Source organism: Candidatus Cloacimonadaceae bacterium, assembly GCA_030693415.1.
Classification (GTDB): Bacteria; Cloacimonadota; Cloacimonadia; order Cloacimonadales; family Cloacimonadaceae; genus JAUYAR01.
In genome coordinates, this window is record JAUYAR010000088.1 from 1 (window position 1) to 11,444 (window position 11,444).

8 protein-coding genes and 1 tRNA gene are annotated in these 11,444 nt (G+C 48.8%); 7 read left to right on the forward strand and 2 right to left on the reverse strand.

Going from position 1 to position 11,444, the window contains the following annotated elements:
* The 5 genes from Q8M98_05245 to Q8M98_05265 form a co-directional block, all read left to right on the forward strand.
* The coding region (locus tag Q8M98_05245) for a hypothetical protein (protein MDP3114167.1) at positions 1-203 on the forward strand (203 nt) is incomplete at its 5' end.
* Between the two features lie 105 nt (positions 204-308).
* Positions 309-1,976: a hypothetical protein gene (locus tag Q8M98_05250; protein ID MDP3114168.1), complete on the forward strand. Its 1,668-nt coding sequence runs from the start codon at positions 309-311 to the stop codon at positions 1,974-1,976.
* Complete coding sequence (locus Q8M98_05255) at positions 1,973-3,097, forward strand: glycosyltransferase (GenBank protein MDP3114169.1); 1,125 nt, start codon at positions 1,973-1,975, stop codon at positions 3,095-3,097. The genes Q8M98_05250 and Q8M98_05255 overlap by 4 nt, the downstream gene beginning before the upstream one ends.
* Positions 3,094-4,143: an MraY family glycosyltransferase gene (locus Q8M98_05260; protein ID MDP3114170.1), complete on the forward strand. Its 1,050-nt coding sequence runs from the start codon at positions 3,094-3,096 to the stop codon at positions 4,141-4,143. Before Q8M98_05255 ends, Q8M98_05260 begins: the two co-directional genes overlap by 4 nt.
* Entirely contained in the window at positions 4,140-6,617 is a 2,478-nt protein-coding gene (locus tag Q8M98_05265; protein ID MDP3114171.1) for a T9SS type A sorting domain-containing protein, read from the forward strand. The genes Q8M98_05260 and Q8M98_05265 overlap by 4 nt, the downstream gene beginning before the upstream one ends.
* Position 6,618: 1 nt before the next feature.
* On the opposite strand, the gene Q8M98_05270 is transcribed toward Q8M98_05265, so the two are convergent.
* Positions 6,619-7,716 carry an amidohydrolase gene (locus Q8M98_05270; protein ID MDP3114172.1) on the reverse strand — a complete coding sequence of 366 codons (1,098 nt, stop codon included), beginning with the start codon at positions 7,714-7,716 and terminating at the stop codon, positions 6,619-6,621.
* Position 7,717: 1 nt separating this feature from the next.
* A complete protein-coding gene (locus Q8M98_05275) occupies positions 7,718-8,698 on the reverse strand; it encodes an aspartate-semialdehyde dehydrogenase (protein ID MDP3114173.1) in 981 nt (326 codons plus the stop codon).
* Between the two features lie 114 nt (positions 8,699-8,812).
* Here Q8M98_05275 and Q8M98_05280 point away from each other — a divergent pair.
* Positions 8,813-8,888 (forward strand) — tRNA-Arg (locus tag Q8M98_05280).
* An 18-nt stretch (positions 8,889-8,906) separates the two neighbouring features.
* Entirely contained in the window at positions 8,907-10,832 is a 1,926-nt protein-coding gene (locus tag Q8M98_05285; GenBank protein MDP3114174.1) for an RNB domain-containing ribonuclease, read from the forward strand.
* Positions 10,833-11,444: the final 612 nt, after the last annotated feature.

Sequence of the window (11,444 nt, forward strand, 5' to 3'; positions counted from 1 at the left end):
TGAAAAGAATCTACGAATACTGCCTCAAAACGGTCAAAAAACAGGGTAAATCTGCTTTTATATCTTTGTCTCATATTTTCGCGTTGCTTATTGCCACTTTGGTTGCGATTATTGTAGTTATTCAGGCTCATTTTGAAATGCTGTTGCCCAAACGGGCAACTACTAACCCAAACTCGCAGGCAGAGCAAATTCATAAAAATTGAGTTTTTTCCAGGGAGTCCTATTACTAATAATCGTCGATTTTTCTTGACACCCACGAAAACAAATCAGAAAAGGGAATAAATTGGATTCTGGTGGTAACCGGTAGCATGGTATCGATATTTATAGACTATAAATTGCAGCGCTTTCAGCGCGAGATCAAGTATGCCTTCAGCTTTATTTTACAAAGCCTTGGCTATGGTTTTAGCTTCATCACGGACACGGGACAGCTCAAGCCGAACGACATTTTAGTGGTGTATGGCTACACAGATCCCACTGTCGAAGAGCTGAAATGTCTCGCTCGCAAATACATCACCATTTTCATCCAAAGCGATCCCGATCTCTTCGATCCCAAAGCATACAATCCGGAAAAACTGCGTAGGTGCATCCGCGAGATCAAGCTGCTGTCCACAACTCCGGTGATCTCCGTGCGTAAATTTGACTACCCCGCGGAAAACTATTCCGAAAGCGAGCTCCATGCCGGCAAGATCAATTTTGACCTCGTGGGAAACGTCTTTTTCCACTTGGCGGCGATGGAAGAACAGATCGACCGGCACAATCTTGACAACGGCTATTACAAAGAAAGCGCCAGCGCCTTTTACAACTATCGGGAAACCGCTTATGTGGACAACATGCTCTGGCTTCTGGACAGTATGATCAAGGAACACACCCGCGCCAAGGGACTCTACATCGTGCAAAAGCACTTCTGGCCAGAGGGACAGCAGGCGGCGGTGACCCTTTCCCACAGCGTGGATGATTTGCGAAAATGGGATTTATCCTCGATGATTCTTTCCGTGGCGGATGATTTTATCATGCTCATCACCTTCAAATGGCGTCAGTTGATACACGCAGTCACCGGCAAGTTCCGCTATCTTTTCACAAATTATGAGCTCTATTGGAACTTTGAGGAATTCCGCTTTCTGGAACGGGATTCAAACTGCCGCAGTACTTTCTTCATCGCTGCTGAATCCTGCGAGGATATCGATTATGCTTTGGACGACACCGATCTGCAGGAAGAGATCCAACACATCCTGCGTAGCGGTAATGACATCGGACTGCTTGCCACCGCGGACAAGCTCAACCGGGACGACTTTGTCACCCGCAAGCAGATCATGCTTCACCAGCTTCACAAAGAGCAAATCGGCATCCGACAATACGGATATAAGGTGAATGATACGATCCGCGACCTGCTCAATAAAACTGCTCCTTCCTACAACCAAAGCACTTCATATCAGGAAGTTCCAGGTTTCAAACACGGGTTTTCCATTCCCTGGCATCCTTGGATCGCTTCCATGAAGGCATCCTATATGGATCTGCCGACAGTCTATCGCGATCGCTATCTTTATGTGAACAAACACAAGATTTTGCAGCTCGATGATGCCAAACACCAGATCAAGAAGTTCTTTCAAAACAGCCTCCGCACCCGAGGCATCTTCGGCATCGATTTCAGTATCGCCAGCTATGCCGACATCCATTATTGCAACAAGCTTTATGCCTATATTCTGGCGCTGGTCAAATCCAGCTCCACTTGGGTTGCCACAGCTCAGGAGGTCGCTTCCTGGTGGGAAAAACGAGCCCGTGTAACCATCGACGAAGGGGATTATGAAATCAGCGTCTATTTCCCGGACGATCTGGAACACATGGTGCTGCAGGTCTTTAACGATGCCAAACTTGTGGATATCGACGGCGTACCCGCTAAGATCGATGGGAACTTGATTAAATTTGCCAATGTCAAAGCCGGTTCGATCGCAGTGATCCGCCTCAACCCCAATTCGTGAAAAAGCTTCTTCATATTCAATTGCTACCGCTGTTATCGGGAGTGCAAAACTTCAGCCTGCACCTGCTGGACGGGCTGCCTGCCGATATGTATGATATCCATGTAGCTTGCAAACCCGGCGGGAACTTTGTAGATGCCACTCGGAAGCGCGGCTGGCGCTTCATCCCTTTGCCAAGCTTGGTGCACCCCATCTCCCCGCTTGATCTGATCAGTTTTTTTCATCTTTTGTGGATATTGAAGCGCGAAAGATTTGACATCGTGCACACCAATTCCTCCAAGACAGGGTTGTTAGGACGCCTTGCCGCTTGGCTGATTCGCGTTCCAATGATCGTTCACACATCCCACGGGCTGCCTTTTCAGAAGGGACAAAGTCCACTCAAATACGGCTTTTTCATATTCCTGGAAGGCTTGGCTAACCATTTGTGCCACAAGGTGATCTTTGTCAATAACTCCGATCGGCTACGCTGCATCGAGATGAAACTGATCACGAAAAGCAAGGCAACAACGATCAACAACGCCCTTCCAATCTCCTTGGTCGAAAAGCTCTCCGCCATTGCTAAAGCGCGTTCCAATCGGGATGAAGATACTTTCACGCTCGGCTCCACCATGCGCTTTTCCACTCAAAAGAACGCTGTCAACCTGATAGCCTGCGCGTGTCGGGCTTGCGAATCGAACCCCAAGCTACGCTTTGTAATTATCGGAGATGGCGAACACCTTGAGCTTTGCCGTCAGATCGTTCGCAGTCACAATCTGAACGCACGCATTCTGCTACCGGGTTGGGATTCGCGGATTCTCGACTGGCTGCCCCTGTTCGACGCTTTCATCCTGTACTCGCGCTGGGAAGCCCAACCTTTCAGCCTCATCGAAGCAATGCATTCCGGCTTGCCGTTGATCGGCTCCAAGATCCCTTCCATTGCCGAACTTGTTGAGGAGGACTGCGGTTTCCTGATCGATCTTGATGCTCACAAGGAACTGATCAAACTGCTGATCTCACTTCCGGAAAAACGAATTTTACTCCAAAAAATGGGCGAAGCTGCAAGCAAACGTATCAGCGGAATCTGTGACTATCAAACGATGGTCGGCTCCTACCGCAATATCTATGAAATGGATGGCGTTGAATGACACCTGAAACTCTTTGGAAAATCCTCCCCCTCGCAATTATCGTGTTTGGGCTCACTCATTTGTTAGTGCCGATCAATATCCGTTTCTCCAATCGTTTCGGCATCGTTGCCCGTCCGGCGGAACGACGTGTGCACAAATACAGCATCCCGGAAGCGGGAGGTCTGTCCTTTGCGCTGCCGATCATCGCGATGCAGATCGTTTTTGCTTTGATCAGTAATGATCCCAATATGCGGCGTATGCTGATCCAATTCAGCGGAGTGGAATTACTCACCCTGACGACCGGCATTTTTGACGACCGCTTTGAAAGCAGCGCCAGATTCAAACTCCTCTGGCAATTCATCATCGGCTTGTTGATGTATCTCATCGGTTTCAAGGTTGAATTTCTCACAAACCCGCTGGGCAGCCATTTCACGCTGGGCTGGATGTCTTTACCCATCACGATTCTTTGGTATATGGTGGTGCTCAACGCCATCAATCTGATCGATGGGCTGGATGGGCTTGCCACGGGGATTTGCGTGATTGTCAGCGCTGTGCTTTGCATCGTTGGTTTCAGAGAACACAACATACAGGTGATCGCCCTTTCCGCACTGCTTTTTGCCGGATCGCTGGCATTTTTGCGCTACAATTTCCATCCCGCCAAGATCTTTTTGGGGGATACCGGAGCGCTGTTTATCGGTTTGAACATTGCTGCGATCTCAAACGCCGGGACGGAACAATACAAAGGGATCGCGTCCATGACCTTGATCATCCCACTCGCCGTTTTGGCAGTTCCGCTGTTAGATGTCTTTCTGGCGATCTTTCGCCGCATCCGCGTCGGCAATATCTTTGCCGCAGACAAAGCTCACATCCATCATGCCATGCTTGCATCAGGACTTTCCCAGAAGCAGATCTCGATTATCGTATATATCGTGACGCTACTGTTTGGATTGATCGCCATCGGATTTTCCTTTTCGTCCAAGAAGGTCCTCTTTTCCCTGCTGATGGCAGTACTGATGCTGATGGTAATCGCCGCCTACATTTTAATGCGTTGGGAGAAAAAAAAATGAAACAGATATTGACATTCGTCATCATCAGCTTGTTGATCACGGTCGGGTATGCCGCCAATTGGCAGACGCACACCAATACCAGCCACGTCTATGACCTGATGACTCAGGGGGGAAACGTTTATTTTTCCACTTGGGGCGGCTTGGTGAAACTGACTCCCACTGCGGGAAACAGCAGCATCTCAAACATGAACCAAGAAAGGATCTGGACAACTGCTGACGGCATCGGTTCAAACGACATCCGAAACATCGACTATATCAACTTTTCCAATAGTCTCTGGTTAGGCAGCGAATTCAACGGACTCAGCATCATCAGCCCACGGGGAGTCCAGACGATCAAGTCCAGCACGGATTTGCCTTCAAACCGCGTGACCAAGATCGTCGAATACGAATCCAGGATACTGGTTTCCTCAAATAGCGGCATTGCGCTCTACTACTATCTGGAAGGCGTTTCATTTCCTTTGCAGTTGCATCAATACACCACGCAAAATACAGGCGGCGCTTTGCTATCAAACGAAATCGACGCCATGGTGCTGGCGCCGAACAAATATCTCTATGTCAGCAGCGCTGCGGGAATAAACTTCGTGCATCTTGATTCGCTGGACATAGACCAAGCTTGGAGACATTTCAGCGGTGCAGGCACACCTGCCTTGGTCGGTTCCGAAAAGAAGCTCGCACTCAATGGTAGCCGGCTCGTCATAGCATCTCAAACCCAGGTTTTCACTCATTCTGTTGATCCTTACTCGTCCGGCTGGCAGAGCTATGGCTCTGCGCATGGCATTCCTGCCATGAACATCGCCTCCGTAAATATCGACAACGAGGACAGATTGTGGATTGCATACGGAACCTGGAACGAGGATTTTCTTACTCTCAACCGCGATCAGGATACTTTGATGACTTCCATCGATTTGAGCGGCACGGTCAAACACTGGCTGGAATTCGAAGCCGGGCTGAAAAGCAAAAGCATCCGCCGCATTGTCTTCGAAGCAGGAAACCTTTATCTATGTTCCTGGGGCGATGGCATTTTCAGATTAAACGGCAGCCACTGGGATCAATTTGACCCAAACAGCATCGGCTTTCCCAAGATCCGCAACATCGTTACCGATCAAAACCACGCTGCATGGTTTTCCAGTGGAAACCTCCACGTCATCCCCTTACGAAAGAGCGCCCTCGGAGCCAGTAAGTTTCAAAATGGAATCTGGTCAAACTACACCATCGCCAACAGCCCCATCCACACGGACAATGTCTTGTGCGTGGAAGTAGATAGCCAGAACCGTAAATGGTTTGGCACCTACGATGTAAATACCCAAAGCCCCACCGGATGGAAGCATGGCATCGCAGTATGGGATGAAGATACGGATATCTGGAAACATCTCACCCGCATCGGAGTGAGCACCTGGAATCCTGTTTCCAGCACCTGGGGAGCCTATAATCCCAATAATATCACACTCTTGGGAAACACCATCGGAGGCATCCACCGTGATCTTTATGGAAACATGTTCATTGCCTGCTATGACCGCGGCTTTTCCGTGATCAGTCCAGATGACCAATTGATCCGGGAATTCCTGATCCCAAACAGCGTCTATCAACGCGTGCTCTATAGCTATCACAACGGCAGCCAATACTTCTTCGGCACCAACAACGATCGCGGTCTCGTGATATGGAACCACGCTTCCATCCCCGAAAACGGCGGAGCCCATTGGTTGATCCCTCCTCCCGCGGAGCTTAGCAACTGCATTGTCTATGGCGTTGTCACGATTCAGAGCCCCTTTGAAGGCACTCAACACTGGATCGCCGCCAGCAACGGACTTTTCATGTGGAACGAGCAAAACTGGTATCGCTACGACACTTCGATCAAACGCTTTATCTACAACACCAGCAACGGCTTATGGAACAATGATCTGCTTTATTACGTGGACGAGGAAAGACTATATGGATCGGTGCGCACCACCCCCACCAGCATCTATCTCGATCCCTTCGGACGCATCTGGATCGGCAGCCTCGATCACGGCATCAGTATGTATAACCCCAAAACTGAACGCTTTACAAACTATTATGCGGCAAATTCTCCCCTGCTCTCAAATTATATCATCGCGCTTGGCTACCAACCCGTGGAAGGAAACCTCCTGATCGGCACTCCGGATGGTTTGAACACCTTCAGAATAGGGAGAACGATCAAACCCGAAACCACGCTGAAAAACCTGAAAGCCTATCCCAATCCCTTCCTGCCAAATGGGACAAACACCGTCCAGATCGTCAACCAACCCCTGGACGTAATGCCTGCCGGCACAAACAATTGCAAAATCTACGACAGCTCCGGTGCGCTCATTATCACTTTATATGAAAACGAGTTTTCACGTTTCGAGTGGAATGGAAAAAATGCAGAAGGCAAGAACAGCGCCAGCGGTGTCTATTTCTTTGTGGTCACCGATGCCGATGGCAACAGCAAACGCGGTAAGATCGCGCTTTTGAGATAGTTTAACGGGTCGCCAAAGCGGCGAAGATCAAAACCCCGATATCGACACAGGCATCAAGGGGCAAAAACTTGTCCGAATGCAAGGCATCGTCGCATCCGCCACCCAACCAGAACAGCAAGCCAGGGTAGCGCGAGGTGAAAAAGCCAAAGTCTTCCCCCGTCATGGCTGTTTCGGCTTCGATGTATTCAATACCGTTTTCCGCACACAGCCTGCCAAGCTCCTGTGTCAGTTTCCGGTCGTTGATCACGGGGTCGTAGGAGCACAGAAAATCCACCTCATATTCAGCCTTGTTAGCCTCCGCGACTGCATCGCAATTTTTCAGAATCAGATCGTTTATATGGTGGCAAACGCTGTTCCTCAAAGAGCGGTGCGTCCCTTCCAGTATGCATTTATCGGCAATGACGTTGCGGATGTTTCCGGCTGCCATCTTTCCAATGTGAAAGATAACGCGCTCAGTTTGAGACAGTTGCTCGATATCATGTTTCATGGCGTTTATCAAATCAACCCCCGCCTGAAGGGCGTTTACACCCATTTCCGGATAGGCGACATGTGCTGATTTGCCCAAAAATCTCACGTCAAATTCCTGCGGAATGCCAAAAAATATCCCCTCACGGCTGGAAACCGAGCCCACCGGCAGACCGCTACCCACGTGTAGGGCAAAGACTTCGGACACGGGAAATTGTTGGATCAATCCCTCTGCCAGCACGGATTCTGCGCCGCCCTTTCCTTCTTCGGCGGGTTGGAAAAGAAAAAGTAGGTTGCGTTTGGGCTTGGTCTTTGCGATGTGATCTATCAATCCCAAAAGCACAGTCATGTGCACATCGTGTCCGCAGGCGTGCATCATTCCCTGATGGACGGATTGGTATTCGCAAGCCGTGTTTTCAGTGATCGGAAGAGCATCCATGTCCGCGCGAAACAGTCTGTAATCCCCTTCGCAGACTGTGTATTCCACCAAAATGCCGGGGCTGCTTAAAAACTCGTGGACTACGACATCATCAACATCTTTTAATTGCGCAAGGATTGCAGCCTTGGTCTGATGTTCCTCAAAAGCGATCTCCGGTAATTGATGCAGGGCATGGCGTATGGCGATCAGATCCATATCACATCTTCCGTGAGTATTTTGCGTGGCGAATGAGGATTCTCACAGCGTTGGTGGCTGCTCCCAATCTCACGTTGTGCCCCACGTTCCAAAACACCAGCGAATGATCATCCGCTCCAGATCGTAAACGGCTCACATGGCTGAAATCGCTATTTCCGATGCTCAGCGGAGTGTCATAAGTATTCTGGGCATAAACGATCGATTCGGAATTTCTCAAAGCTTGTTCCGCTTTTTTAAGCTCTATCTTTTGCTCAAATTCGGCATAGACGCTATCGCAATGACCATAATACACGGGGACTCTCACTGTTGTCGCCACTACTTTCAAGTCCTCATTGCGCAGTATCTTGCGCGTCTCGTGATGCATTTTATCCTCTTCCTGACAATAGCCGCTATCCAATAGTCCACCGATTTGCGGAATCACGTTCAGATCGATCAATTCGGAATATATGCCGATATCAGAGCCGCCTTTTCTTTGATTGAGCAGCGTTTGCACTCCCTTGTTGCCGGAACCGGAAACACTTTGATAGGTGGAAACCACTACCTTCGTCAATCCAAAAAGATCATCCAACACCGCCAGCGGCAGGATCATCTGAATAGTGGAACAATTGGGATTGGCAATGATGCCTGTATAGCCTTCCAACTGGTCTCCATTGACTTCCGGAACGACGAGCGGGATATGGGGTTCGCGACGGAAGGCGGAGGAATTGTCGATAATCACACTACAGGCGGCAAGCGCGATGGGAGCATAGGTGAGCGCGATTCCAGCTCCTGCGGAAAACAGCACATAATCATAGTGTTTGAGCAGCGATTTCTCATTCAAAACCTGCACCTCAATCGCCTTGTCTTCAAGGTAGAGCAGGCTACCCGCGGATTTCGCGGAGGCAAATAGATCCAGCTCATCAAAGACAATATTTTGCTCTCCCAAACAGGTGAGCATCATTCTGCCAACTTCGCCGGTGGCGCCGACAATCGCTATTTTCATTCAAATACCTCATACATCAAATCAATAGATAAAACATTCTCGTGAAAGCTCTGCTTTTGTCAATGCAAAACTTGACAAAAAACCCGTCCCCCGATCTTTAGCCCAAGATAGCGCGCCCCAGTAGCTCAGGGGACAGAGCAGCGGTTTCCTAAACCGTTGGTCGGATGTTCGAATCATCCTTGGGGCGCCACCAAAATATAAGGAATATATGGAATCTATCTTCCCCGGCAGCTTGGTACTGTTCTATAATCTCGGCGAACTTCATCTCGGAGCGGTCATTTCCGCAGACCAGACCTCCTTCTATGTCCAAATCTCCGACGGAACCATCTTGCAGCTTCCCTTATCGCGCTTTTGCCTGATTTCCAAAGAGCTGATCGATCCCGCTGTGGCAGAGGAATCTTTGGCAGGATTCAAAGCCTTGTTGAATAGCGAATATCTCAAACTGGACGCCGAAAAGCTTGCGGAGTTGATCCACAATCAGGACAAACCACTCGGCTTTGATGAGTTATCTATCCTCGCAGAACTTGTGTCCGACGCAAAGCGCTTCGCAGCCTTCTATCTGCTCAAAGACCGCATTGATCTCTTCTACCGCAAGAAAGAGCTAATCTTCGCTCGCAATGATGAGGAAAGAGCACGCCTGGCGGAGCATGAACAGATTAAACAAGAGCGCGAGAACTATTTGAACAGAGTAGCTTTGATCATGAAAAGGATTTATGCCGGTGATTCTCTCAATTCAATCTGTAGCGTTTTTGATTCCAAGATTCTCGAAAAGCTTAAACTTGAGCTCTCAGAGGTTCTTTTGTATCATCGGCATTCCGACCTTGCAAAACTAATCCGACCATTCCAAACTAACGCGGAAATCGAAGATATTATCCTTTCCCTTCGTCTCGCATTGGGTGATATCGACGCCCACACCGATCCGATCATTGCCCGCTCAGGCTTGCCGGTCAATTTTAATTTTACCGCCGAGACCCCTTTGGCAGCAGCAGATTTTAGCAAAGATACTCTCACACAGGCTTTCACCATCGACGACGAGGACACCCTCGATTTTGATGATGCGATCAGTTTTCATCAGAGCACAAATGGCTGGCGCTTAGGCATCCACATCTCCGATACGGCAGAAACAATCCCTTTAGGTTCTGTGCTTTACAACGAGGCTCAGCGCAGGATTTCTTCGCTCTATCTGCCAAACGAGGTGATCCCCCTCTTTCCTTCCGGCATCACTGAAAACACGCTCAGCTTGGTCAAAGGCGCGATTCGTCCTGTGATCTCCTTATCTGTGGAACTCAATACCGAGTTGGTGATATTGGATTGGAGTTTCAGACGTGAGCGCGTTTATATTTCTGAAAATCTCAGCTACCGCGAAGTTGACCGCCGCCTTGAACAAACACCTTTCAAAGACCTGATCCGCCTGGCGCGAAAACTCAAGTCAGAACGCGGCGCCGGAGATGAAATCGGACACGATAGATACGCCTGGCACTTAAAGCTGCGAGGAGGAAAAATCGTGATGAAACGTACCGACATTCACAGTCCGGCACGGATGCTGATCGAAGAACTGATGGTGCTCTACAATAGCTGCTTTGCCGGTCTGGCTTCAAAACACGCTGTTCCCCTGATCTATCGTAACGTCTCGCAGTTCTTTGCCGCAGATGAAAAAGAGGGATCGAGGCAGATCGGAGCGCAGGCATTTCTTTCCACCACACCCCAATTTCATCCCGGCATCGGCTCCCGAGCCTATGTGCATGCCTCCTCACCAATCCGCAGATTCAATGACCTGATCAATCAATATCAATTCATCGCTCTTTTGCAAAACGCTCCCGCCCCCTTTTCCGCCTCGGACCTTGAATCGCTCATTCCGGTGATCGAAAAACGCGTCCTCCTGATTCGCGAGATTCTACCAAGAATTGAGCACTATTGGCTGTTGCGATTTCTGGCGCAAGACTATCTGCATCAAGCGCTTGACGCTGTTTTTATCAAAGCATATAAGGACTACTACCTGGTGGAGCTCCTCCCCTGGTGCAAAAGAATCAACGTGTTTTGTGACGCATATCCCCCACTTTTGCAAGAGCTTAAGATTGTCGCAAGGGACATTGATCTGGAAAACCAGTGTATGAGTGTGGATTTGATCCTTTGATTTTCATCCCCGCTGCGATTTTCCTCTGCATTTAGATACTTTTTCCGCTTGGATTTATTGGAATTAAACTCCCATTTAATTCACTTTTTCCGGTTGTCACTGTGCCGGCAAGTGGCTCTATCACTTGACAGCCTTAATCAAGCCTTAATCAAGCGTAATAAAACTAACGCTTGATTAACGCTTGATTAAGGCTTGATTAACACTTTGGATGTAGCGCAGCATGCCGATGCTGCGGAGACGTTGATAATGGAGATATTGGAGATATCTGATATCTCGGAGACATATCTCGGAGACGATCTCGGAGACGTTGATCTTTCCAATCTGTGCCTAAACAAATAGAATGCTTTTTTCACTGCCCGGTATAAACTCTTGCCCTTAGGGCTTTCTTGTAAGCCAAAAGCAGATTGTCCCAATCATAGATACGTTCGTATAAGTAACCGACTCGTTTCATGCTAACCTATCGTAGATTTGATCCAACCGCCAAGCTGTTTTCCGATGTTCTCAATCTGCTCTATAAATGCATGGTGTATTTTGCTGTCAAACAAATGAAAGTCTCTGGACAGGCGAGTCAACAAACGTAAGTTTTCCAGCTTAACACTAACTCCTTGTAAG